Here is a 22,977-nt window from a genome sequence, read left to right on the forward strand (position 1 = left end):
GCCCTCACGGACGGTGTGAAGGCCGGAACACCCCCGCAGTGGCGGGGAGCAGAGATCGATCATGACTGGCTCGCCGCTCGGATCCGAGCCGCTCTGCCACAAGTCACCCGAAGGAGTACTGCCACGTGAGCACGCTCTATCCCTTCACGGCCGTCGTGGGGCAGGACGACCTCCGCCTGGCCCTCTTGTTGAATGCCGTCAGTCCGGCGGTCGGCGGAGTCCTCGTGCGTGGGGAGAAAGGGACAGCCAAGAGCACCACCGTGCGTGCTCTGACGGCGCTGCTGCCTGAACTCGAAGTAGTGCCGGGCTGTAGATTCTCCTGTGCCCCGGCCACTCCCGACCCGAATTGTCCGGACGGACCGCACGAACTGGGCACCGGTGTCGAGCGACCCGCGCGCATGGTCGAGTTGCCCGTAGGCGCCAGTGAGGACCGACTCGTCGGCGCCCTCGACATCGAACGGGCGCTTGCTGACGGTGTGAAAGCCGTGGAGCCCGGGCTCCTTGCGGCGGCGCACCGGGGTGTGTTGTACGTCGATGAAGTGAACCTGCTCCATGACCACCTGGTCGACCTGCTGCTGGACGCGGCCGCGATGGGCACGTCCCACATCGAGCGTGAGGGTGTGTCCATGCGGCACGCCGCGCGATTCCTGCTGGTCGGGACCATGAATCCGGAGGAAGGGGAACTCAGGCCCCAACTCCTCGACCGCTTCGGGCTGACCGTGGAGGTCGCGGCCTCGCGGGAGCCCGAAACCCGGGTCGAGGTCGTCAGGCGGCGACTCGCCTACGACGCCGATCCGGCGGCTTTCGCCGCCCGGTGGGCCGACGAGGAGGCCGCCGTACGGCAGCGGATCGTCGCGGCGCGGGAGTTGTTGCCGTCCGTGCGACTGGGGGACGGCGCGCTGCGGCAGATCGCGGCGACCTGCGCGGCGTTCGAGGTGGACGGCATGCGCGCCGACATCGTGATGGCGCGGACGGCCACCGCGCTGGCGGCGTGGGCCGGGCGGACCGACGTGCTCGCCGAGGACGTGCGGCAGGCCGCGCTCCTGGCCCTGCCGCACCGGCGGCGGCGCAACCCGTTCGACGCGCCCGGCCTGGACGAGGACAAGCTCGACGAGACGCTGGAGCAGTTCGGCGACTCCGTCGACGACGATCCGGATCCCGACGGGGGCGGCGGGGACGACGGGGGCGGCGGGCGGCCGCCGCAGCCGGAGGGCGGGCCGCAGGACGGCGGCACGGCCGCCCGGCCGGAGGCCGGCGAGGGCGGTGAGCCGCAGACGGCCGGAGGCGGCGAGCAGGCTCCCGCCCGGGCCGCCGAGCCCTTCCGCACCAAGGTGCTGAGCGTGCCCGGTCTCGGTGAGGGCGCCGCCGGACGGCGCTCGCGGGCCCGCACCGAGCACGGGCGCACGACCGGGTCCCGGCGACCCCGGGGCACGCTCACCAAGCTGCACCTGGCGGCGACCGTGCGGGCCGCCGCGCCGCACCAGCGGGCCCGCGGACGGTCGGGGCCGGGGCTGGTGGTGCGCCGGGACGACCTGCGTCAGGCGACCCGCGAGGGCCGCGAGGGCAACCTCGTGCTGTTCGTCGTCGACGCCTCGGGCTCCATGGCGGCGCGGCAGCGGATGAGCGCCGTGAAGGGCGCCGTGCTGTCGCTGCTCCTCGACGCCTACCAGCGCCGGGACAAGGTGGGGCTGGTGACCTTCCGCGGCAGGGACGCGCAGGTCGCGCTGCCGCCGACCTCGTCGGTGGACGCGGCCGCCGCGCGGCTGGAGTCGGTGCCGACGGGCGGGCGCACCCCGCTCGCGGCCGGACTGCTCACGGCGCACCAAGTGCTGCGCGTGGAGCGGCTGCGGGACCCGGCGCGGCGGGCACTGCTGGTCGTCGTGACGGACGGGCGGGCCACCGGCGGCGCCGAGCCGGTCGCGCTGGCGGCGCGTGCGGCGCGGCTGTTCGCGGCCGAGGGCGTCGCCTCCGTCGTCGTGGACTGCGAGTCGGGGCCGGTGCGGCTGGGGCTCGCCGGGCAGCTCGCGGGTGAGCTGGGCGGCACGGCGGTGACGCTGGACGAGCTGCGGGCGGACCGCATCGCCGGGCTCGTGAGGGACGTGCAGGGACTTCGGGTGACGTCGAGGAGGGCCGCGTAGTGCCGCAGGGACAGCCGAGTGTCGTGCCGGACGACGGACTGACGACCCGTCAGCGCCGCAACCGGCCGCTGGTCGTCGTGCACACCGGGATCGGCAAGGGCAAGTCGACCGCCGCGTTCGGGCTCGCGCTGCGGGCCTGGAACCAGGGGTGGCCCATCGGGGTGTTCCAGTTCGTCAAGTCGGCCAAGTGGAAGGTCGGCGAGGAGAACGCGCTGAAGGTGCTGGGGGCCTCCGGGCAGGGCGGCACCGTCGCCTGGCACAAGATGGGCGAGGGCTGGTCCTGGGTCCAGCGGGACCTCCAGGGCGACAACACGACCAACGAGCAGAAGGCCCGCGAGGGCTGGGAGCAGGTCAAGCGGGACCTGGCCGCCGAGACGTACCGGCTGTACGTGCTCGACGAGTTCGCCTACCCGATGCACTGGGGATGGGTCGACACCGACGAGGTCGTCGAGGTGCTGCGCGGCCGTCCCGGCACCCAGCACGTGGTGATCACCGGGCGCAACGCGCCGGAGAAACTGGTCGAGTGCGCGGATCTGGTGACCGACATGTCCAAGGTCAAGCATCCGATGGACGCCGGACAGAAGGGCCAGAGGGGCATCGAGTGGTGACGCCGTGCTGAACTCCCCCTCGTCCCCCTCCCTGGCGCCGCGGGACCCGGCGCCGGGGCCGGCGTCGGCCTCGCGGGACCGATCGGTCCCGTCGCCGTCGGCCTCGCCCTCGTCCGCGCCGGCTGCGTCGTCCGTGCCCCGGCTGGTGGTCGCCGCGCCGTCGTCCGGCAGCGGCAAGACCACCGTCGCCACCGGGCTGATGGCCGCGCTCACCCGGCGGGGGCTCGCCGTGTCCCCGCACAAGGTCGGGCCGGACTACATCGACCCCGGCTACCACGCCCTCGCGACCGGGCGCGTGGGACGCAACCTCGACGCCTACCTGTGCGGGCCGGAGCTGGTCGGCCCGCTGTTCGCGCACGGCGCGCACGGCTGCGACATCGCCGTCGTCGAGGGCGTGATGGGGCTCTTCGACGGGGCCGCCGGGGAGGGCGAGCTGGCCTCCACCGCGCAGGTGGCCCAGCTGCTCGGGGCGCCGGTGGTGCTGGTCGTCGACGCGTCGTCGCAGTCGCGGTCGGTGGCGGCGCTGGTGCACGGGTTCGCGTCCTGGGATCCGCGGGTGCGGATCGGGGGCGTGATCCTCAACAAGGTCGGCTCCGCACGGCACGAGGAGCTGCTGCGGGAGGCGCTCGACGCGGCCGGGGTGCCGGTGCTGGGTGTGCTGCGGCGGGTACCGCAGGCCGGCACCCCCTCCCGTCACCTCGGGCTGGTGCCGGTCGCCGAGCGGCGGGCAGAGGCGGTGGAGGCTGTGGCGGCCATGGCCGCGCAGGTGGAGACCGGATGCGACCTCCGGGCGCTGGTCGCGCTGGCGCGGAGCGCGGGGACGTTGCCGTGCGCGGCGTGGGACGCCGGCACGGCGGTGCGCCGGGACGGGCCGGAGGACGCCGGGCCGCCCGTGCGGGTCGCCGTCGCCGGCGGGCCCGCCTTCACCTTCTCCTACGCCGAGCACGCCGAGCTGCTCGCCGCCGCCGGCGCCGAGGTCGTCACGTTCGACCCGCTGCGTGACGAGGCGCTGCCCGAGGGGACGCGCGGGCTGGTCCTCGGCGGCGGCTTCCCCGAGGTGTACGCCGCCGAGCTGTCCGCCAACGAGCGGTTGCGCTCGGCCGTGGCCGCTCTCGCCCTGCGCGGTGCTCCGGTCGCCGCCGAGTGCGCCGGGCTGCTGTACCTGTGCCGGGAGCTGGACGGCCGGCCCATGTGCGGCGTGCTCGACGCGGCCGCCCGGATGAGTGAGCGGCTGACGCTCGGCTACCGCGACGCCGTGGCCGTCGGCGACAGCGTGCTGGCCGCCGCCGGGGAGCGGATGCGGGGGCACGAGTTCCACCGGACGGTCGTCGAGCCGGGCGCGGGAGCGGCTCCCGCCTGGGGCGTACGCGCCCCGCGACGGCGGGTCGAAGGTTTCGTACAGGGCGGTGTGCACGCCAGTTACCTGCACACCCACTGGGCCTCCGCGCCCGGTGCCGCCCGCCGCTTCGTGGAGAGGTGCCGCACGTCATGAGCAGCAGGCTGATCGGGGTCGGGGTCGGGCCGGGTGATCCGGAGCTGGTGACCGTCAAGGGGGTCAACGCGCTGCGCGCGGCCGACGTGGTCGTCGTCCCCGTCATGGACACCGGCGAACGCGGGCGCGCCGAGGCCACGGTGCTGCACTACGTGGCCCCGGAGAAGGTCCTGCGGGTCGTGTTCGCGCTGAACGAGCGCACCGACCGGGCGCGCCGCGAGGCCGCCTGGGACGCTGCCGGGGAACGGGTCGCCCGGCTGCTGCGGGAGAACGACCGGGTCGCCTTCGCCACCATCGGCGATCCCAACGTGTACTCGACGTTCACCTACCTCGCGCACACCGTCGCCGCGCTGGTGCCGGGGACGGTCGTGGAGACGGTGCCCGGCATCACCGCCATGCAGGACCTGGCGGCGCGTTCCGGTGCCGTGCTCACCGAGGGCACCGAGCCGTTGACGCTGGTGCCCGTCACCGCGGGCACCGCCGTGCTGAAGGAGGCGCTGAACGGGCCCGGGACCGTGGTGGCGTACAAGTTCGGGCGGCAGGCGCGTGAGGTGGCCGAGGCGCTGCGCGAGAGCGGGCGGCTCGACGACGCCGTGTGGGGGTCGGCCCTCGGGCTGCCGGAGGAGTCCGTCCGGCCGGCCGCCGACCTCGACGAGGCCGCCCTGCCCTACCTGTCGACGCTGATCGCGCCCGCGCGGCGGGACGGCGGACGGGGCGGCAAGCTGTGAGACGGTCCGCGCGCTCAGCCCGCGACGCCCACCACCAGCCAGACGAAGGCCGTCCCGGCGACCGTGCACAGCAGCGTCGAGCGGGCCGGGTGCGCGTGGTGGGCCTCGGGCAGGATCTCGGCCGCGGCGAGGTAGAGCAGCACGCCGCCGAAGAGGCCGAGATAGCCGCCGAGCAGCGGCTCCGGGACGGTGACGAACACGGTCGAGGCGGCGCCGAGCAGCGGCGCCAGCGCGTCCGCGACGAGCATGACGACCGCCTTGCGGCGCGCGTTGCCGTACAGGCTGGTGAGGGTGAAGGTGTTGAAGCCGTCCGCGAAGTCGTGGGCGACCACGGCGAGTGCGACGGAGGCCGCCATCCCGCCGCCCACCTGGAAGGCCGCACCGATCGCCACGCCGTCCATCGCGCTGTGGCCGACCATCGCGGCCGCCGCCGTCAGACCCACCTCGGGAGCGCGGTGGCCGTGCTCCCCGGCGCCGTGCGCGGCGCGCCGCGCGGCCAGCAGGCGCTCCACCAGGTGGGCCAGCAGGAAGCCGCCGACGAACAGCAGCAGGGCGGCCGGCACCCCGAACACCTCCCGGCCGGCGGCGCGCAGCGCCTCCGGCAGCAGGTCGAGGCCGACCACACCGAGCATCAGTCCGCCGGCCAGGCCAAGGACCAGGTGACGGCGGTCGGTGACCCGCTGGGCCGTCCAGCCGCCGGCCAGCGTCATCAGGAACGCGCCGAGCGCGACGAGGACCGCCATGGGCCCTTGCTATCGGATCAGGCCCCCCTCGCGCACCTCCAGCCCCGCCCGGCCCCCCGCAGACCATGACATTTCCCAGGAGAGGACCCGAACCCATGGCCGATGCCCCCACCGGCAAGGTGACCTTCGTCGGTGCCGGCCCCGGCGCCGCCGACCTGCTGACGTTCCGCGCGGCCCGGGCGATCGCCGAGGCCGACGTCGTGATCTGGGCGGCCAGCCTGGTCCAGGCGGAGGTCCTCGGGCACGCCCGCGGCGACGCGGAGGTCCTGGACTCGGCGACCATGTCGCTGGAGGACGTCGTCGCCGTGTACGAGCGGGCCCACGCGGAGGGCCTGAAGGTCGCCCGCGTCCACTCCGGCGACCCCGCCCTGTGGGGCGGCACGCAGGAGCAGCTGGACCGGTGCGCACGGATCGGCATCGCCACCGAGGTCGTCCCGGGCGTGTCCTCGTTCTCCGCCGTCGCCGCGCTCGCGCGGCGCGAGCTGACGATCCCGGAGGTCGCGCAGTCGGTCGTCCTGACCCGCCTAGGCGGCGGCAAGACGCCGATGCCGCCCGGCGAGGAGGTGCGCGAGTTCGCACGGCACGGCACGACCATGGCGATCTTCCTGTCGGCGGCGCGCAGCGGCCAGCTCGTGCGGGAGCTGCTGGAGGGCGGCTACCCGACCGGCACGCCGGTCGTCGTCGCGTACCAGGCGACGTGGCCGGAGGAACTGGTGGTCACGTGCACGATCGGCACGCTGGAGGAGACGGTCAAGGAGCACAAGCTCTGGAAGCACACACTCTTCCTGGTCGGCCCCGCCCTCGGCGCGCACGGCACGCGCTCGCACCTGTACCACCCGGGCCACTTCCACGGCTACCGCAAGGCCGACCCGGAGGCCCGCAGGGCACTGCGCACACGGGGTGCCGGCACATGATCACGGTCATCGGCACGGGGACGGGCTCGCCGCCCGGCCCGGACGCGCTGGCCGGGGCCGCCCTCGTCGTGGGCGGACGGCGGCACCTGGACGCCGTGGCGCTGCCGGAGGGGGCCGAGCGGATCGTGCTCGGTCCGCTGGCGCCCGCCCTGGACGCCATCGGGGAGTACGTCCGCCGGGACCGGCGGGTGGTCGTGCTGGCCTCCGGCGACCCCGGCTTCTTCGGGATCGTGCGGGCGCTGGCCGAGCGGTTCGGGGCCGCGGTCCTCGACGTGCGGCCCGGGGTCTCCTCGGTCGCCGCCGCCTTCGCGCGCGTCGGGCTGCCGTGGGACGACGCGGTGGTGGTGAGCGCGCACGGACGTGACCTGCGCACAGCGGTCAACGTCTGCCGGGCCCATCCGAAGGCAGCCGTGCTGACCGGTCCGGGCGCCGGCCCCGCCGAACTGGGCGCCGCGCTGGCCGGCACCTGCGGCGAGCGGGTGCTGGTCGTGGCCTCCGCGCTGGGCGACGCCGCGCGCGAGCGGGTCGAACGGGTCACGCCCGCCGAGGCCGCCGCCCGCGACTGGGGCCCGGCGGTCAGCGTGGTGCTGTGCCTGGACGAGGCGCGGGCGCCGGGCGGCGTGCGCACGGTCGCCGGCCCGCCGGCGCCTCCCGCGGGGTGGGCGCTGGCCGAGGACGCGTTCGCGCACCGCGACTCGATGATCACCAAGTTCGAGGTGCGGGCCCTGGCCCTGGCCCGGCTCGGGCCCCGCCCGGGCGACCTGGTCTGGGACGTCGGCGCCGGGTCGGGGTCCGTGGCGGTGGAGTGCGCGCGGCTCGGGGCCGCCGCCGTCGCCGTGGAGAAGGCCGCCGACGGGGTGGAGCGGATCCGCGCCAACGCCCGGGCGCACGGCGTCGACGTGGCGGTCGTGCACGGCCGGGCGCCGGACGCGCTCGCCGCGCTGGACGACCCGGACGCCGTGTTCGTCGGCGGCGGGGGCGGTGAGCTGCCCCCCGTCGTCGCCGCGTGCGCGCGCCGGGCCCGGCGGACCGTCGTCGTCGCCCTGGCCGCGCTCGACCGGGTGCCGGCGGCGCGCGCGGCGCTCACGGACGCCGGTTTGCGCTGCGAGGGGGTGCTGCTGCAGTCGTCGCGGCTCGCCCCGCTGCCAGGGGCCGTGACCCGGCTGGCGGCGGCCAATCCGGTTTTCCTGCTGTGGGGCGAGCGGCCCCCGGCGCCCACCGAGAGCGAAGGAGTTGCTCAGTGATCGGCCTCATTTCCGCCACCGCGGCGGGGGCGGCTGCGCGGGACCGGCTGGCGGCCGCGTGGCCGGACCGCACGCGGGTCTACGACGGCCCCGTGGGGGACGCCGTGCGGGCCGCCTTCGCCGAGTGCGGGCAGCTCGTGTGCTTCCTGGCCACCGGAGCGGTGGTCCGGCTGATCGCCCCGCTGCTGGGCGACAAGAGCGCCGACCCGGGGGTGGTGTGCGTCGACGAGGGCGGGCGGTTCGCCGTGTCGCTGGCCGGCGGGCACGCGGGCGGCGCCAACGAACTCGCCCGCGACGTCGCCGAGCTGCTGGGCGCGCAGCCGGTGGTGACCACGGCGACGGACGCCGTGGGCATCCCCGGCCTCGACACGCTCGGGTTGCCCGTGGAGGGGGACGTCGCGGGCGTGTCGCGGGCCCTGCTGGACGGGGAACCGGTCGCCCTCGACGCCGAGGTGCCGTGGCCGCTGCCGCCGGTGCCGTTCGCCGCCGAGGGTGCGTACACCGTCCGGCTGACGGACCGGGCCGCCGTGCCCGGCGCCCGCGAGGTGCTCCTGAGGCCGCCGTCCCTGGTGGTGGGCGTGGGTGCGTCCAGGAACGTGCCCGCGGAGGAAGTACTGGAGGTGATCGGGAGTGCTCTGCGGGAGGCGGGACTGTCCGCGGACAGCGTCGCCGAGCTGGCCACCGTGGAGGCCAAGGCGGACGAGCCGGGCATCGTCGCCGCGGCCGAACGGCTGGGCGTGCCCGTGGTGACCCACTCCGCCGGCGCCCTGGCCGCCGTCGACGTGCCCCACCCCTCCGACGCGCCGCTCGCCGCCGTCGGCACGCCGTCCGTCGCGGAGGCGGCGGCGCTCGTGGGCGGCGGTGAACTCCTCGTGCCCAAGCGGAAGTCGGTGCGCGCGGACGGCCGGCCCGCCATGGCGACCTGTGCCGTCGTGCGGCGGCCGGCGCGCGGACGGCTCGCGGTCGTCGGTCTCGGGCCCGGTGCCCGCGACCTGCTCACGCCGCGTGCGCACGCCGAACTGCGGCGCGCGTCCGTGCTGGTGGGGCTCGACCAGTACGTCGACCAGATCCGCGACCTGCTGCGGCCCGGCACCCGGGTCCTGGAGTCCGGGCTCGGCGCGGAGGAGGAGCGGGCACGCACGGCGGTCGCCGAGGCCCGCGCGGGACACGCCGTCGCGCTGATCGGCAGCGGGGACGCCGGGGTGTACGCCATGGCCTCCCCCGCGCTCGCCGAGGCGTCCGACGACATCGACGTGGTCGGCGTGCCGGGCGTGACGGCCGCGCTCGCCGCCGCGGCGATCCTGGGTGCCCCGCTCGGGCACGACCACGTCTCGATCAGCCTCTCCGACCTGCACACGCCGTGGGAGGTCATCGAGCGGCGGGTGCGGGCCGCGGCCGAGGCGGACCTCGTCGTCACCTTCTACAACCCGCGTTCCCGGGGCCGTGACTGGCAGTTGCCGAAGGCGCTCGCGATGCTCGCCGCACACCGGGAACCGACGACGCCGGTCGGTGTCGTCCGCAACGCCTCACGGCCGGACGAGTCCAGCCGGCTGACGACACTCGCGGACCTGGACCCGGCGACGGTCGACATGATGACGGTCGTGACCGTGGGCAACACCGCGACCCGCCGGATCGCGGGGCGCATGGTCACCCCGCGCGGCTACCGCTGGCAGGACACCCGGCAGGAGGACGCCAAGTGAACCGTGTGGCCCACCCCATCGAGCAGGAGTCGTTCCGGCGGCTGCGGTCCCGGCTGGACACCTCGCACCTCCCGCCGCTGACACGGGCGGTGGTGGAGCGGGTCGTCCACTCCTCCGCCGACCTCGCCTACGCCGACGACCTCGTCATGGACGAGGACGAGCTGGCCGCAGCGCACGCGGCGCTGCACGCCGGGGCGCCCGTCGTCGTGGACGTCGAGATGGTCGCCGCCGGGATCACCCGGCGCGACACCGTCTGCCGACTGCGCAACGCCCGCTCCGGCCCCGGCCTGACCCGGTCGGCGCACGCCGTCCGGCTCGCCCACGAGGAGGTCGGCCCGGGCGCCCTGTGGGTGATCGGCTGCGCGCCGACCGCCCTGGAGGAGCTGCTGACGCTGGACGCGGACCCGGCGCTCGTCATCGGTCTGCCCGTCGGCTTCGTCGGGGCGGCCGAGTCCAAGGCCGCGTTGCGCGAGAGCGGGCTGCCCGCCGTCAGCAACGTGTCCGAGAAGGGCGGTTCGGCGGTCGCCGCCGCCGCGCTCAACGCCCTGCTGTACCACCCCACTTCGCCCGAGGAGAACCCGTGACCACCCCGCCGCCCGCCCTGCTCATCGCCGGCCACGGCACCCGGGACGACGCCGGAGCCGAGGCGTTCCGCGACTTCGTGCGCCGGCTGGGCAGCCGCCACCCCCACCTGCCCGTCGCCGGCGGGTTCATCGAGCTGTCCCCGCCGCCGCTGGGCGACGCGGTCGCCGAACTGGTCGAGCGGGGCGTGCGCCGCTTCGCCGCCGTGCCGCTGATGCTGGTGTCCGCCGGGCACGCCAAGGGCGACATCCCGGCGGCGCTCGCCCGCGAGAAGGAACGGCATCCGGGCATCTCCTACACCTACGGCCGCCCGCTGGGTCCCCACCCGTCGCTGCTGAGGGTGCTGGAGCGGCGGCTGGACGAGGCGCTGGAGGGCACCGCCCGGACGCCCGGTGAGCGCGCCGAGGTGACGGTGCTGCTGGTCGGGCGGGGCTCGACGGACCCGGACGCCAACGCCGAGGTGTTCAAGGCGGCCCGGCTGCTGTGGGAGGGGCGCGGTTACGCGGGCGTGGAGACGGCCTTCGTGTCGCTGGCCCAGCCGGACGTGCCGGGGGGTCTGGACCGGTGCGCGCGGCTCGGCGCCCGGCGGATCGTCGTCCTGCCCTACTTCCTGTTCACCGGCGTCCTGCCGGACCGGGTGCGGCGGCAGACCGAGGAGTGGGCGGCCGCTCACCCGCAGCTCGACGTGCGCACGGCGGACGTCATCGGACCGGAGCCGGAACTGCTGGACCTGGTGACGGAGCGGTACGAGGAGGCGGTGCAGGGGGACCTGCGGATGAACTGCGACTCGTGCGTCTACCGGATCGCGCTGCCGGGTTTCGAGGACAAGGTCGGCCTGCCGCAGCAGCCGCACTTCCACCCGGACGACGACGGCCACCACGACGGGCACGGACACGGGCACGGGCATCACGGGGGGCACGCTCACTCGCATGCGCACTGAGGAGCCCGTCCCCGACGCACCCACCGACGGACACGACCTGCGCCACCACGGGGACGCCGAGGTGCGCGACGACGGTTCGGCCCTGGTCGACCTCGCCGTGAACGTCCGCGCGGACACCCCGCCGGGGTGGCTGCGGGAGCGGATCGCCGCCTCGCTCCCCGGCCTGGCGGCCTACCCGGACGGACGCGCGGCGCGGGCCGCGGTCGCGGCGCGGCACGGCCTTCCGGCGGAGCGGGTCCTGCTGACGGCGGGGGCCGCGGAGGCGTTCGTGCTGCTCGCCCGCGCGCTGGAGGTCCGCCGGCCGGTCGTGGTGCACCCGCAGTTCACGGAGCCGGAGGCGGCCCTGCGGGACGCGGGGCACACCGTCGGCCGGGTGCTGCTGCGCGCGGAGGACGGCTTCCGTCTCGACCCGGCGGCCGTCCCCGCCGACGCCGACCTGGTGGTGATCGGCAACCCGACGAACCCCACGTCCGTGCTGCATCCGGCCGCGACGGTCGCCGCCCTGGCGAGGCCCGGGCGGACGCTGGTCGTCGACGAGGCGTTCATGGACGCGGTCCCGGGCGAGCGCGAGGCCCTGGCCGGGCGGACCGACGTGCCCGGCCTGGTGGTGCTGCGCAGCCTGACCAAGACGTGGGGGCTGGCCGGCCTGCGGATCGGCTACGTGCTGTCGTCGCCGGGGACGATCGCCGAGCTGGAGCGGGCGCAGCCGCTGTGGCCGGTGTCCACGCCGGCGCTCGCGGCGGCCGAGGCGTGCGTGCAGCCGCGGGCCGTCGCGGAGGCGGCGCTCGCGGCGGAACGCGTGGCCGCGGACCGGGCCCGCCTGGTGGCGGGCCTGGCCGGCTTCGCGGCGCGCGGCGTGCGGGTGGCGGAACCGGCACAGGGCCCGTTCGTGCTGGTCCGCCTGCCGGGAGCGGCGACCGTACGGCACCGGCTGCGGGAGCTCGGCTTCGCGGTGCGCCGCGGGGACACCTTCCCGGGCCTGGACGAGGACTGGCTGCGCCTGGCGGTACGGGACGGGCGGACCACGGAGGCGTTCCTGACGGCACTGGACCGGGCACTGCCGTAGACACCGCCGGCCCCGCCCGGCCCGGTCGGTCCCGTCCGGCCCTTGGTGCGGCCGCCCCGCCCGGCTCCGTCGGGCCGTCCGGTTCCGTCGGTCTCGTGGCCCGGCGGTTTCGTGGGGCCCGTCCCGCCCGGCCCCGTCGGTCCGAGTCGGTCCCGTCCGCCCCGTCCGGTCGGTCACGTCGGTGTCGCCCCGTTCGGCTCCGCCGGCCCCTCGTCGGGCTCCGGCCGGGCGCCGGGGCGTGTCCGCGGTGCCGCCGGGGCGTCGGGTACGCGGGCGGGGGTTCGCCCTGCGCGCCGCCGCCGGTGCCGGGGCGGACCCGGCGCGCTCCGCACGCGGCCCGTGATCCGCGCGCGGGCCACGTGCGGCCGGGGGTCCGGGTGTCAGCCGCGGCGGCGGCGGAGCAGGGCGAGGGTTCCTCCGCCCGCCGCGAGCAGGACGGCCGAGCCGGCCGCGAGGTACGGCGTCAGCGAGCTGCCGCCGGTCTCCGCCAGGTCGGACCCGCCGGCGCCCTGGGGCTTCACGTCCGGGGCGGCCGACGTGCGCGGTGCGGAGGCCTCGGGTCGCGGCTGCTGCGCGGCCGGCTCCCGTGCGGCCTCGGGGGTCTCGCACTTCGCCTCGGCGAGCGTCAGCGTGCCCTCCACTTCGGCGACGTTCAGCTTGAGCGGATTGACGGCGACCGTGAGTTCCAGGGCGGTGGCGGCGGCCTTGCGGCTCGTCGTCTCCCGCTGGGACAGCTCCAGGCGCACCTCGCCGACGCCCGGCACCCGTACCCGGGTCGTGCCGCCGGCTGTCAGCGTCACCCTCCTGCCGAGCACGGTGACCGCGCCCGGCACGTGGGAGTCGGCGACCGGAGCCCTGCCGGCCTCGCAGGTGGCCTTCGCGGTGACCTCCTCGGCCTCGATGACGGAGAGCAGGGGCAGACCGGGCACGTGCACCCGGGCGTGCGCCAGGTGGACCGAACCCTCGGCTCCGTGTGTGTCCGCCGTCGCCTTCGCCGACGCCACGTCCGCGCTCAGCACGCTGAAGGGGCGGCCGTGGTCGACGCCGTCCAGGCGGGCGGTCAGGGCGGTCCGCTCGGCGCTCCGCGGTGCCTGGACCTCGTTGAGGGAGAGGGCGAGCGGGACGTCCACCGTCCGGTTGGCGAGGTGGACGTCCAGGCCGGTGCGCAGGACGGCGGCGCTCGCGCGGCCGTGGCCGGTGGTCGCGGAGGCGGAGGCCGCGCCGGTCAGGGCCAGCGGCCCCGCGACGAGCACGGTGGCGGTGGCGACGATGGCGCAACGGCGCGCGGGCAGGCGGAAGTTGGTGCCGTTCACAGTGGGGACCCCCAGAGAGGACGTGCTTGGGACCCGGCAAGGATTACGCACCGGGAGTGAACGGGAGGACGTCCTGAGTAACTTCACCCCTTCGTGGGGTTTCCGCGAAGTTTTTCGATTTTCTGGGCACCGCTGTTCCCGGGCTTCACTCCCGTACCGCCCCCCGTGCGAACGCGCTGGTTGACGCACCGGCGCACACCAGGGAGTGCGCAACGATCCGGCAGGCCGCCCGGTAACGCGCCGTCAACGGGCCGCCGGTCCCGTCGGGCCCTCAGCCGTCCCCCGGACCCGTCACGGCGTCAGCCGCCCGCCGGTCCCGTCACGGCCTCCTCCGGCTGCCTCGGCTGTCCCGGACGCCGCCCCCGTCCGGCGATCCGCCCGTTCAGCACCACCCGCCGCGGGGCCGCCAGCACCCGTACGTCCGCCCGCGGGTCCTCGTCGTACACGACGAAGTCGGCCGGCGCGCCCTCCTCCAGCCCGGGGCGGCCGAGCCAGGCGCGTGCGCCCCACGTCGTCGCCGACAGGGCCTGGACGGGCGGGATGCCGGCCGTCACCAGTTCCGCGACCTCCTCCGCGACCAGCCCGTGGGCCAGGGAGCCCCCGGCGTCCGTGCCGACGTACACGGGGACGCCCGCGTCGTAGGCGTTGCGCACGGTGTCGTAGCGGCGCTCGTGCAGGCGGCGCATGTGCGCCGACCACCTGGGGAACTTCGCCTCGCCGCCGTCCGCGAGCCGGGGGAAGGTGGCGATGTTGACCAGCGTCGGCACGATCGCCACGCCGCGCTCGGCGAACAGGGGGATCAGGTCGTCCGTCAGGCCCGTGGCGTGCTCGACGCAGTCGATGCCCACCTCGACCAGGTCCCGCAGGGAGTCCTCGGCGAAGCAGTGGGCGGTGACGCGGGCGCCGAGGCGGTGCGCCTCCGCGATCGCCGCCCCGGCCGCCTCACGCGGCCAGCACGCGGACAGGTCGCCCAGGTCGCGGTCGATCCAGTCGCCGACCAGCTTCACCCAGCCGTCGCCGCGCCGGGCCTCCCGGGCGACGTACGCGACCAGGTCGCCGGGCTCGATCTCGTGGGCGTAGTTGCGGATGTAGCGGCGGGTGCGGGCGATGTGGCGCCCCGCCCGGATGATCTTCGGAAGGTCCTCGCGGCCGTCGATCCAGCGGGTGTCGGACGGCGAGCCCGCGTCGCGGATGAGCAGGGTGCCGGCCTCCCGGTCGGTGAGGGCCTGCTTCTCGGCCACGTCCTCGGGGACCGGACCGTGCGCGTCCAGGCCGACGTGGCAGTGCGCGTCCACGAGTCCGGGCAGCACCCAGCCCTCCACCGTGCGGACGTCGCGGGCGCCGGCGGGACGGTCGTAGGAGATCCGCCCGCCGACGACCCACATCTCGTCGCGGACTCCCCCGTCGCCCTCCCCGTCGCCCGGGCCGGCGAGCACCCTCCCCTTCACGTGCAGCACCGCGTCATCGCTCATGCACCGCACCTTAGTGAGCTACCGCCCGCCCTTGCCCACCTGGTCGGAGGTCTCCTCCTCGACCTCGGCCATCGCCGGGTCGAGCAGCCGGGACAGGAAGTGGCGGGTGCGTTCGTGCCGCGGGGCGCCGATCACCTGCTCGGGCGTGCCGTCCTCGACGATGACGCCGCCGTCCATGAAGACGACCCGGTCGGCGACCTCCCGCGCGAACGTCATCTCGTGGGTGACGACCATCATCGTCATCCCCTCGCCGGCGAGCATCCGCATCACCGCGAGGACGTCGCCGACGAGTTCGGGGTCGAGCGCGGAGGTCGGCTCGTCGAAGAGCATGACCTCCGGTCCCATGGCGAGCGCCCGGGCGATGGCGACGCGCTGCTGCTGGCCGCCGGAGAGGGAGGAGGGGTAGGCGTCCGCCTTGTCGGCGAGGCCGACGCGCTCCAGGTTCTCCGCGGCGATCCGCGCGGCGGCGGCCTTGTTCCGCCTGAGCACCCGGCGCTGCGGGAGCGTGAGGTTCTCGGTCACCGACAGGTGCGGGAAGAGGTTGAACTGCTGGAAGACCATGCCGATGCGGCGGCGTGCGGCGTCGATGTCGACGTCGGGATCGGTCAGCTCGGTGCCGCCCACGAAGACCTGGCCCCGGGTGGGTTCCTCGAGCAGGTTCACGCAGCGCAGCAGGGTCGACTTGCCGGAGCCGGAGGGGCCGATGACGCAGACGACCTCGCCCTGCCCGATCTCCAGGTCGATGCCGCGCAGCACCTGGTTGTCGCCGAAGGACTTGTGCAGGTCCCGGACGCTGATCTCGGCGGTACTCACTTGACGGCCTCCTGGGCCTTGGCCTCCATGCGGCGGACGACGAAGCCGAGCGGAATCGTGACCAGCAGGTAGCACAGGCCGGCGACGAGGATCGGCGTGGAGTTGGCCGTCGTGCTGGCCAGGTCGCGGCCGAACTTCGACAGCTCGCGCTCCTGCAGGGTGACGCCGAGGAACAGCACCAGCGAGGAGTCCTTGAAGAGCTGGACGAACTCGTTGGTGAGCGGCGGCAGGATGATGCGGAAGGCCTGCGGGACGACGATCGAGACCATGGCGCGGGCGGGTGAGAAGCCCAGCGAGCGGGCCGCCTCCATCTGCCCCTTCGGCACCGCCTGGATGCCGGCGCGGATCGTCTCGGCCATGTACGCGGCGGCCACCAGGCCGAGCGCGAGGGCGACCTTCCCGTACGTGCCGCCGACGATCTCCGTGCCGGGGAAGGCGAGCGGGACGGCCACACCGATGAAGATGAAGATCAGCAGCGCCGGCAGACCGCGGAAGATCTCGACGTAGACGCCGGCGAACCAGCGGTAGGGGCCCACCGACGACAGGCGCATCAGCGCGATGGCCATGCCGAGCACCAGGCCGACGAGGAAGCCGGACACGGTGTACAGGACGGTGTTCCTCAGCGCCAGTGTGATGACGTCCGGGAACATCTGCCGCGCGATGTCCGCCTGCGCGAACTGGTTCTGCAGCCGCCCCCAGTCCGCCGTGACCGCGAAGGCGATCACGGCGGCGGCGAAGACGGCGTACTGGGCGCCGCGTGAGAGCCGGCGCTTGTGCCGACGGGTCAGGCCCTTGCGCCTCGGGGCCAGGTCCGTCGTGCCGGTGGTCCCGCTCATGAGGCGGCGGGTGAGGAGGCGGACTCGTCGTAGGGGCCGATCCACTGCTCGTACAGCTTCTTGTACGTGCCGTCGGCCTTCGCGTCGGCGATCGCCTTGTTGATGGCGGTACGCAGCTCGGTGTTGCCCTTCTTCACCGTGAAGCCGTACTGCTCGCCGGTGTTCAGGCTGTCGACGACCTTGAAGGCGCCGGCGTTGGCCTTGTCCTTCAGCCAGCCCTGGACGACCGGGTAGTCGATGACGACGGCCTGGACCTGGCCGGTGCGCAGGCCGTTGAGGACCGCGTCGGAGGACTCGAAGGACACCGGGTCGTAGCCCTTGCCCTTCACGTACTCCTCGCCGGTGGTCTGCGCCTGGGCACCGAGCTTCTTCCCCTTCGCCTTGACGTCGGCGAGCGAGGTGATGCCGCTCTTCTTGTCCACCAGGACGGCCTGGGTGGCGTTGAAGTACGGGTCGGAGAAGTCGACGTTCTTCTTGCGCTCCTCCGTGATGGTCATGCCGGCCGCGGCCAGGTCGCACTCGCCGGAGTTGAGGAAGGCACCGGTCTTGAAGTTCTCGAACGGCGTGTCGAGGATCTGCTGCTTCACGCCGAGGTCCTTGGCGACCATGTCGATCAGGGCGACGTCGAAGCCCTGCACCTTGCCGTCGATCTCCGACTGGAAGGGCGGGTACGGCAGGTGTGTGCAGGTGGTGAGCTGCCCGGCCTTGACGAGTTCGACCCCGCCGGCGGCCGTCTTGGAGCCGCTGCCGCCGTCGCCGCTCGAGGTGCAGCCGGCCAGGAGGACCACTCCCGCCGTCGCGGTGCTGGCGGCCAGGATGCGGGCCCGGCGCCCGAAGAGCGTGTTCACGGGGGACCTCTCTGTGGGGGTACGAGGAGCTGGTGCTGTGGGGGAACAGCTTCCGATTATAAGAATATGTTTGAGGTCCTCCTACCAATCCGATGGCTGCCGGGCCGTCCCACCTGAGAAGTCACCGGTGGTAAGGGGAGCACACCTGCCGGTTAGTCTCGACTGCGTCGACCCTGCCGCTGAGAAGAGAGCACCGCCGTGACCCATCCCTTCCTGGACCTCGCCCCGCTGAGCGCCGCCCGCTTCGCCTCCATCGAGGACCGGGTGGCGCGACTGCTCTCCACCGAGCAGGACGTCGTGATCACGCAGGGCGAGGCGCTGCTGCCGCTGGAGGGCGCGATCCGCGCCGCGGCCGGCCCCGGCACGACCGCGCTGAACGTCATCACGGGCCCCTACGGCCAGACGTTCGGCGACTGGCTGCGTGACTGCGGGGCCACGGTCCACGACCTGTCGGTGCCGTACCACACGGCGGTGACGGCGGCGCAGATCCGCGAGGCCTTCGCCGAGCACCCGGAGATCGACTTCGTGTCGCTGGTGCACGCGGAGGCTGCCACCGGCAACACGAACCCGGTAGCCGACGTCGCCGGGGCGGTGCGGGAGCAGGGCGCGCTGTTCTACCTCGACGCGGTCGCCTCGATCGGCGCGGAGCCGGTGCTGCCGGACGCGTGGGGCGTGGACCTGTGCGTGATCGGAGCGCAGAAGGCGCTGGGCGGGCCGGCCGGGGTGTCGGCGGTCTCGGTGAGCGAGCGGGCGTGGGCCCGGATGGCCGCGAACCCGCGGGCGCCGCGCCGGTCGTACCTGTCGCTGCTCGACTGGAAGGAGCGCTGGATCGACGGCGGCCGCAAGGCGCTGCTGCACGCTCCCGCCCAGCTGGAGATGCTCGCCCTGGAGGCCTGCCTGGAGCGCGTCGAGACGGCCGGCCTGGAGACGGTGACGGCGCGGCACCGCGCGGCCGCCGCGGCGACGCGGGCGGGGGCGCGGGCCCTCGGCGGCGGCCTGGAGCCGTACGTCCACAAGGACGCGGAGGCGGCCCCCGTGGCGACCACCCTGCGGGCGCCGTCGGGCACCGTCGCCGCCGAGCTGGTGACCCGGGCCCTGGCGACCGACCCCGCGCTGCCGCTGGCAGCGGGCGGAGGCGCCCTGGCCAAAGAGATGATCCGCGTGAACCACTACGGGGCGGACGCCACGCTCGACGTGGTCGCGGCCGGCCTGACGGCACTGGGCGCCGCGCTGGCGGAGCACGGCCTGGACGTGGACGCGGCCGCGGCCCGTCGGGCCGCCGGGGAGGCGTGGGGCCCCGCGACGGCCTGACGGCGACGGGCACCCGCGGGGCGCGCACCCGGCCGGAAGGCCATCGGCGTCCCGGTGGCTGTCCGGAACGATCCCTGCCGCCGGGCCGGCATGCCATGCTGCCCCCATGACCACCGGAACATCGCTCACCCTGCCCGACGGCCGCCCCGTACCCCTCACTACGGGCGCGGAACGGCCCATGCTGGAGAGCTGGCTCGCCTTCCACCGCGCCACGCTGGAGCTGAAGTGCGCGGGGCTGGACGACGCGCAGGTGCGGACCGCCTCGTGCGACCCGTCCCCCCTGACCCTGCTGGGACTCGTCCAGCACCTGGCCGAGGTCGAGCGGAACTGGTTCCAGCGGGCGTTCGCCGGACTCGACGTGCCGCCGGTGTTCGAGGAGGCGACGGGATACGAGCTCGATCCGGCGCGCGACCTGGGCCGGGCGCTCACCGCCTGGCGCCGGGAGATCGCCCGGGGACAGGAGCTGTGCGCGGGCCGGTCGCTGGACGACACGGGGCGCATCACGGACGGCCCGATGGCCGGGCTGGAGATCAGCCTCCGATGGGTGTTCGTGCACATGATCGAGGAGTACGCCCGGCACAACGGACATGCCGACATCCTCCGGGAAAGAATCGACGGGGTTACCGGAGCCTGAAGCACAAGTAATTCACAATTCCCGTCCGGATGGCTTCCCGTTCTCTTCTGCCCGATTCAGGAATTCCCAAACATCAGAGGTCCACTACCGTCCGGTGCAGTAATTCCGGAGCTTGTCGAGCGAGTTGTCCGCCGTGTGATCGACTCCACAGCGCACCCCGAACGTCCGGACAAGGGTGGGCAAACCGGGTGAATTCTCCACCCCGCTGCGCGACTTTCGCGCCCGCGTGATAACACGTGGTGCATCGCCATGGAACCCTTCACGGCGATGCATTTTTCAATTCTGCTCGGTAAGTTCAAGCCGTATGACTGCCGCACACGCAGAACTGCACATACCTCGTACGGAAATACCGGAGGCGCTGCGCATCGACCGCCCGGCCGTCGCCGACGGGGCGGCGCTGTGGCGGATAGCGAAGGACTCCGGGACGCTCGACCTCAACTCCTCCTACAGCTATCTGCTGTGGTGCCGCGATTTCGCCGCGACGTCGGTGGTGGCTCGCGGCGCCGACGGCCTGCCGGTCGGTTTCGTCACCGGGTACGTGCGGCCGGACCGCCCGCACACCCTGCTGGTGTGGCAGGTGGCCGTCGACTCCGCGTACCGCGGCCGCGGCCTGGCCGCCCGGCTGCTGGACGCGCTCACCGCCCGGGTCGCCGCCGAGCGCGGACTCACCGTGGTCGAGACCACGATCACGCCGGGCAACACCGCCTCCGAGCGCCTCTTCACCTCCTTCGCCGCCCGCCACCAGGTCGCCGTCGAACGAGAGGTCCTCTTCACCGCCGACCAGTTCCCGGACGGGCCGCACGACCCCGAGGTGCTGTACCGCATCGGGCCGCTCTCCCTCTGACCTCCCGGCGTGTCACCGGGCTCCCCCCGCGTTTTCCGGCACCACCGCACCACACTCCCCACATCACCCCTCACCCACCGAGGAGCGATTCGTCGTGACCATCACCCAGCCCGACCTGAGCGTCTTCGAGACCGTGGAGTCCGAGGTGCGCAGCTACTGCCGCGGCTGGCCCACCGTCTTCGACCGCGCGCGGGGCAGCCGCATGTACGACGAGGACGGCCATGAGTACCTCGACTTCTTCGCGGGCGCCGGCTCCCTGAACTACGGCCACAACAACCCCGTGCTGAAACGGGCGCTGATCGACTACCTGGCGCGGGACGGCGTCACCCACGGGCTCGACATGTCGACCGTGGCCAAGCGCACGTTCCTGCGGACCTTCCAGGATCTGGTCCTGCGACCGCGCGACCTGCCGTACAAGGTCATGTTCCCGGGCCCGACCGGCACCAACGCCGTCGAGTCGGCGCTGAAACTGGCGCGGAAGGTGAAGGGGCGCGAGGCCGTCGTGTCCTTCACCAACGCCTTCCACGGCATGTCCCTGGGCTCCCTCGCCGTCACCGGCAACGCCTTCAAGCGCGCCGGCGCCGGCATCCCGCTCGTACACGGCACGCCCATGCCGTTCGACAACTACTTCGACGGCAAGGTGCCGGACTTCCTGTGGTTCGAGCGGCTGCTGGAGGACCAGGGTTCCGGCCTGAACAAACCCGCCGCCGTGATCGTGGAGACGGTGCAGGGCGAGGGCGGCATCAACGTGGCCCGGCCCGAGTGGCTGCGCTCCCTGAAGGACCTCTGCGAGCGGCAGGACATGCTGCTGATCGTCGACGACGTCCAGATGGGCTGCGGACGCACCGGCGCCTTCTTCTCCTTCGAGGAGGCCGGGATCGTCCCCGACATCGTCACGGTGTCGAAGTCCATCAGCGGCTACGGCCTGCCGATGTCGCTGTGCCTGTTCCGCCCCGAGCTGGACGTGTGGGAGCCGGGTGAGCACAACGGCACCTTCCGCGGCAACAACCCCGCGTTCGTCACGGCCACGGCCGCGCTGGAGACGTACTGGACCGACGGGTCGGCGATGGAGAAGCAGACCCGCGCCCGCGGTGAGCAGGTCGAGCAGTGGCTGATCTCCATCACCGAGGAGAACCTCGCCGACGTCGAGGAGTACCGGGGCCGCGGCCTGGTGTGGGGCCTGGAGTTCCACGACAAGGGCCGCGCGGAGCGGGTCGCGCGGCGCGCCTTCGACCTCGGACTGCTCATCGAGACGTCCGGGCCGGAGAGCGAGGTCGTCAAGCTGCTGCCGGCCCTGACCATCACCCCCGAAGAGCTGGACGAGGGCCTGAGCACCCTCGCCCGCGCCGTCCGCGAGACGGCCTAGCCAGACGGCCTGGTGACCACCGCCGAGCCGAACCCCTCAGCAAGGAGGCACGCACCACCGTGATCGTCCGTTCTTTCAAGGAGATCGAAGGCACCGACCGGCACGTGAAGGCCGCGTCCGGCACCTGGGAGAGCAAGCGCCTCATCCTGGCCAAGGAGAAGGTCGGCTTCTCCCTGCACGAGACGATCCTCTACGCGGGTACGGAGACGCGGATGTGGTACGCCCACCACATCGAGGCCGTCGTCTGCGTCGAGGGCGAGGCGGAGCTGACCGACCGCGAGACCGGGACGACGTACAGGATCACCCCGGGGACCGTGTACTGCCTGAACGGGCACGAGCGGCACACCCTCCGGGTCAAGGAGGACTTCCGCTGCATCTGCGTGTTCAACCCGCCCCTGACGGGTCGTGAGGACCACGACGAGGACGGCGTCTACCCCCTGCTCACCGAGGAGGTGTGACAGCACCGTGACCACGCTCACCGATCTCTACCCCACCCGTGGCACCACGGAGGTCACCGTCCCCCGGCAGGACCCCGTCGTCTGGGGCTCCCCCGACACGCCGGGCCCCTTCTCGGTCGGTGACCTGCAGGCCTTCGAACGCGACGGCTTCCTCGCCGTCGACCGGCTCGTCGCCGACGACGAGGTCGCCGTCTACCGCCGCGAGCTGGACCGGCTGATCACGGACCCGGACGTCCGGGCCGACGAGCGGTCGATCGTCGAGCCGAGGTCGCAGGAGATCCGTTCGGTCTTCGAGGTGCACCGGATCAGCGAGGTGTTCGCCGCGCTGGTGCGCGACGAGCGGGTCGTCGGACGGGCGCGGCAGATCCTCGGGTCGGACGTGTACGTCCACCAGTCGCGGATCAACGTCAAGCCCGGCTTCGGGGCCGGCGGCTTCTACTGGCACTCGGACTTCGAGACCTGGCACGCCGAGGACGGTCTGCCGAACATGCGGACGGTGTCCGTCTCGATCGCGCTGACCGAGAACCACGCCACCAACGGCGGTCTGATGATCATGCCGGGGTCGCACCGGACGTTCCTGGGATGCGCGGGCGCGACACCGAAGGACAACTACAAGAAGTCGCTGCAGATGCAGGACGCGGGCACGCCGTCGGACGCGGCGCTGACCGCCCTGGCGGGCGAGCACGGCATCCGCCTGTTCACGGGCCGGCCGGGCTCGGCGACCTGGTTCGACTGCAACGCCATGCACGGTTCCGGCGACAACATCACGCCGTACCCGCGCAGCAACGTCTTCATCGTGTTCAACAGCGTGGAGAACACGGCGGAGGAGCCCTTCGCGGCACCGGTGCGGCGGCCGGAGTTCATCGGCGCGCGGGACTTCACCCCGGTGACGTGACCACGGGGCGTGACGAGCGGGCGGGACCTCCC

21 protein-coding genes and 1 pseudogene are annotated in these 22,977 nt (G+C 74.0%); 16 read left to right on the top strand and 6 right to left on the bottom strand.

Features of this window, described 5'->3' with window-relative positions:
- Positions 1 to 125 precede the first annotated feature (125 nt).
- The 4 genes from ACWDNY_RS01880 (at position 126) to cobI (ending at position 4,966) form a co-directional block, all read left to right on the top strand.
- Positions 126 to 2,138, top strand: coding sequence for a putative cobaltochelatase (locus ACWDNY_RS01880; RefSeq protein WP_451643725.1), 2,013 nt, complete (start codon positions 126 to 128; stop codon positions 2,136 to 2,138).
- Positions 2,138 to 2,746 (top strand): cob(I)yrinic acid a,c-diamide adenosyltransferase, encoded by a 609-nt coding sequence (cobO, locus tag ACWDNY_RS01885; RefSeq protein WP_451643726.1) that lies wholly within the window; start codon positions 2,138 to 2,140, stop codon positions 2,744 to 2,746. The genes ACWDNY_RS01880 and cobO overlap by 1 nt, the downstream gene beginning before the upstream one ends.
- Positions 2,747 to 2,879: 133 nt before the next feature.
- Complete coding sequence (locus ACWDNY_RS01890) at positions 2,880 to 4,238, top strand: cobyrinate a,c-diamide synthase (protein ID WP_451643727.1); 1,359 nt, start codon at positions 2,880 to 2,882, stop codon at positions 4,236 to 4,238.
- Positions 4,235 to 4,966, top strand: coding sequence for a precorrin-2 C(20)-methyltransferase (gene cobI, locus ACWDNY_RS01895; protein ID WP_451643728.1), 732 nt, complete (start codon positions 4,235 to 4,237; stop codon positions 4,964 to 4,966). The genes ACWDNY_RS01890 and cobI overlap by 4 nt, the downstream gene beginning before the upstream one ends.
- 14 nt (positions 4,967 to 4,980) lie before the next feature.
- On the opposite strand, the gene ACWDNY_RS01900 is transcribed toward cobI, so the two are convergent.
- Complete coding sequence (locus tag ACWDNY_RS01900) at positions 4,981 to 5,709, bottom strand: ZIP family metal transporter (protein WP_451643729.1); 729 nt, start codon at positions 5,707 to 5,709, stop codon at positions 4,981 to 4,983.
- A gap of 95 nt (positions 5,710 to 5,804) precedes the next feature.
- On the opposite strand from ACWDNY_RS01900, the gene cobM reads away from it, so the two are divergent.
- From cobM to cobC, 6 genes are read left to right on the top strand one after another with little or no spacing between them, the layout of a single operon-like run.
- Positions 5,805 to 6,623 (top strand): precorrin-4 C(11)-methyltransferase, encoded by an 819-nt coding sequence (cobM, locus tag ACWDNY_RS01905; protein WP_451643730.1) that lies wholly within the window; start codon positions 5,805 to 5,807, stop codon positions 6,621 to 6,623.
- Positions 6,620 to 7,867, top strand: coding sequence for a precorrin-6y C5,15-methyltransferase (decarboxylating) subunit CbiE (cbiE, locus tag ACWDNY_RS01910; protein ID WP_451643731.1), 1,248 nt, complete (start codon positions 6,620 to 6,622; stop codon positions 7,865 to 7,867). The genes cobM and cbiE overlap by 4 nt, the downstream gene beginning before the upstream one ends.
- Positions 7,864 to 9,567: a precorrin-3B C(17)-methyltransferase gene (cobJ, locus tag ACWDNY_RS01915; RefSeq protein WP_451643732.1), complete on the top strand. Its 1,704-nt coding sequence runs from the start codon at positions 7,864 to 7,866 to the stop codon at positions 9,565 to 9,567. The genes cbiE and cobJ overlap by 4 nt, the downstream gene beginning before the upstream one ends.
- Positions 9,564 to 10,151 (top strand): precorrin-8X methylmutase, encoded by a 588-nt coding sequence (locus ACWDNY_RS01920; protein ID WP_451643733.1) that lies wholly within the window; start codon positions 9,564 to 9,566, stop codon positions 10,149 to 10,151. The genes cobJ and ACWDNY_RS01920 overlap by 4 nt, the downstream gene beginning before the upstream one ends.
- A complete protein-coding gene (locus ACWDNY_RS01925; RefSeq protein WP_451643734.1) occupies positions 10,148 to 11,089 on the top strand; it encodes a sirohydrochlorin chelatase in 942 nt (313 codons plus the stop codon). The genes ACWDNY_RS01920 and ACWDNY_RS01925 overlap by 4 nt, the downstream gene beginning before the upstream one ends.
- Positions 11,079 to 12,155 (top strand): Rv2231c family pyridoxal phosphate-dependent protein CobC, encoded by a 1,077-nt coding sequence (gene cobC, locus ACWDNY_RS01930; protein ID WP_451643735.1) that lies wholly within the window; start codon positions 11,079 to 11,081, stop codon positions 12,153 to 12,155. Before ACWDNY_RS01925 ends, cobC begins: the two co-directional genes overlap by 11 nt.
- A 380-nt stretch (positions 12,156 to 12,535) precedes the next feature.
- Here cobC and ACWDNY_RS01935 read toward each other — a convergent pair whose 3' ends face one another.
- The 5 genes and pseudogenes from ACWDNY_RS01935 to ACWDNY_RS01955 all read right to left on the bottom strand — a co-directional run bounded on the left by ACWDNY_RS01935 (position 12,536) and on the right by ACWDNY_RS01955 (position 17,437).
- Positions 12,536 to 13,468 (bottom strand): SCO1860 family LAETG-anchored protein, encoded by a 933-nt coding sequence (locus ACWDNY_RS01935; RefSeq protein ID WP_451643736.1) that lies wholly within the window; start codon positions 13,466 to 13,468, stop codon positions 12,536 to 12,538.
- Between the two features lie 365 nt (positions 13,469 to 13,833).
- A pseudogene (locus tag ACWDNY_RS01940) lies at positions 13,834 to 14,940 on the bottom strand (amidohydrolase family protein); the annotation flags it as partial.
- A gap of 18 nt (positions 14,941 to 14,958) precedes the next feature.
- Entirely contained in the window at positions 14,959 to 15,753 is a 795-nt protein-coding gene (locus tag ACWDNY_RS01945) for an amino acid ABC transporter ATP-binding protein (protein WP_451643737.1), read from the bottom strand.
- Positions 15,750 to 16,589 (bottom strand): amino acid ABC transporter permease, encoded by an 840-nt coding sequence (locus tag ACWDNY_RS01950; RefSeq protein WP_451643738.1) that lies wholly within the window; start codon positions 16,587 to 16,589, stop codon positions 15,750 to 15,752. The genes ACWDNY_RS01945 and ACWDNY_RS01950 overlap by 4 nt, the downstream gene beginning before the upstream one ends.
- Positions 16,586 to 17,437, bottom strand: coding sequence for a transporter substrate-binding domain-containing protein (locus tag ACWDNY_RS01955; RefSeq protein WP_451643739.1), 852 nt, complete (start codon positions 17,435 to 17,437; stop codon positions 16,586 to 16,588). The genes ACWDNY_RS01950 and ACWDNY_RS01955 overlap by 4 nt, the downstream gene beginning before the upstream one ends.
- A gap of 198 nt (positions 17,438 to 17,635) precedes the next feature.
- Between ACWDNY_RS01955 and ACWDNY_RS01960 the strand changes: the two genes are divergently transcribed.
- The 6 genes from ACWDNY_RS01960 (at position 17,636) to thpD (ending at position 22,945) form a co-directional block, all read left to right on the top strand.
- Complete coding sequence (locus ACWDNY_RS01960) at positions 17,636 to 18,748, top strand: pyridoxal-phosphate-dependent aminotransferase family protein (RefSeq protein WP_451643740.1); 1,113 nt, start codon at positions 17,636 to 17,638, stop codon at positions 18,746 to 18,748.
- A gap of 106 nt (positions 18,749 to 18,854) precedes the next feature.
- Positions 18,855 to 19,382 carry a DinB family protein gene (locus ACWDNY_RS01965; RefSeq protein ID WP_451643741.1) on the top strand — a complete coding sequence of 176 codons (528 nt, stop codon included), beginning with the start codon at positions 18,855 to 18,857 and terminating at the stop codon, positions 19,380 to 19,382.
- 304 nt (positions 19,383 to 19,686) lie between these two features.
- On the top strand, positions 19,687 to 20,226 hold the full coding sequence (gene ectA / locus ACWDNY_RS01970) for a diaminobutyrate acetyltransferase (protein ID WP_451643742.1): 540 nt from the start codon (positions 19,687 to 19,689) through the stop codon (positions 20,224 to 20,226).
- 94 nt (positions 20,227 to 20,320) lie between these two features.
- The gene (ectB, locus tag ACWDNY_RS01975) at positions 20,321 to 21,592 is read left to right on the top strand and encodes a diaminobutyrate--2-oxoglutarate transaminase (RefSeq protein WP_451643743.1); all 1,272 of its coding nucleotides are present in this window, start codon (positions 20,321 to 20,323) and stop codon (positions 21,590 to 21,592) included.
- Between the two features lie 59 nt (positions 21,593 to 21,651).
- Positions 21,652 to 22,050: an ectoine synthase gene (locus tag ACWDNY_RS01980; RefSeq protein WP_451643744.1), complete on the top strand. Its 399-nt coding sequence runs from the start codon at positions 21,652 to 21,654 to the stop codon at positions 22,048 to 22,050.
- A gap of 7 nt (positions 22,051 to 22,057) precedes the next feature.
- The gene (thpD, locus tag ACWDNY_RS01985) at positions 22,058 to 22,945 is read left to right on the top strand and encodes an ectoine hydroxylase (protein ID WP_451643745.1); all 888 of its coding nucleotides are present in this window, start codon (positions 22,058 to 22,060) and stop codon (positions 22,943 to 22,945) included.
- The last annotated feature ends 32 nt before the right edge of the window (positions 22,946 to 22,977 follow it).

Source organism: Streptomyces sp. NPDC003697 (assembly GCF_053587115.1).

What these genes read in the sequence shown, in the direction of transcription:
- cobI (WP_451643728.1), top strand. Translation starts at nt 4,235, where the DNA reads ATGAGCAGCAGGCTGATCGGGGTCGGGGTCGGGCCGGGTGATCCGGAG.
- ACWDNY_RS01900 (WP_451643729.1), bottom strand. Translation starts at nt 5,709, where the DNA reads ATGGCGGTCCTCGTCGCGCTCGGCGCGTTCCTGATGACGCTGGCCGGC.
- cobM (WP_451643730.1), top strand. Translation starts at nt 5,805, where the DNA reads ATGGCCGATGCCCCCACCGGCAAGGTGACCTTCGTCGGTGCCGGCCCC.
- cbiE (WP_451643731.1), top strand. Translation starts at nt 6,620, where the DNA reads ATGATCACGGTCATCGGCACGGGGACGGGCTCGCCGCCCGGCCCGGAC.
- cobC (WP_451643735.1), top strand. Translation starts at nt 11,079, where the DNA reads ATGCGCACTGAGGAGCCCGTCCCCGACGCACCCACCGACGGACACGAC.
- ACWDNY_RS01950 (WP_451643738.1), bottom strand. Translation starts at nt 16,589, where the DNA reads ATGAGCGGGACCACCGGCACGACGGACCTGGCCCCGAGGCGCAAGGGC.
- ACWDNY_RS01965 (WP_451643741.1), top strand. Translation starts at nt 18,855, where the DNA reads ATGACCACCGGAACATCGCTCACCCTGCCCGACGGCCGCCCCGTACCC.
- ectA (WP_451643742.1), top strand. Translation starts at nt 19,687, where the DNA reads ATGACTGCCGCACACGCAGAACTGCACATACCTCGTACGGAAATACCG.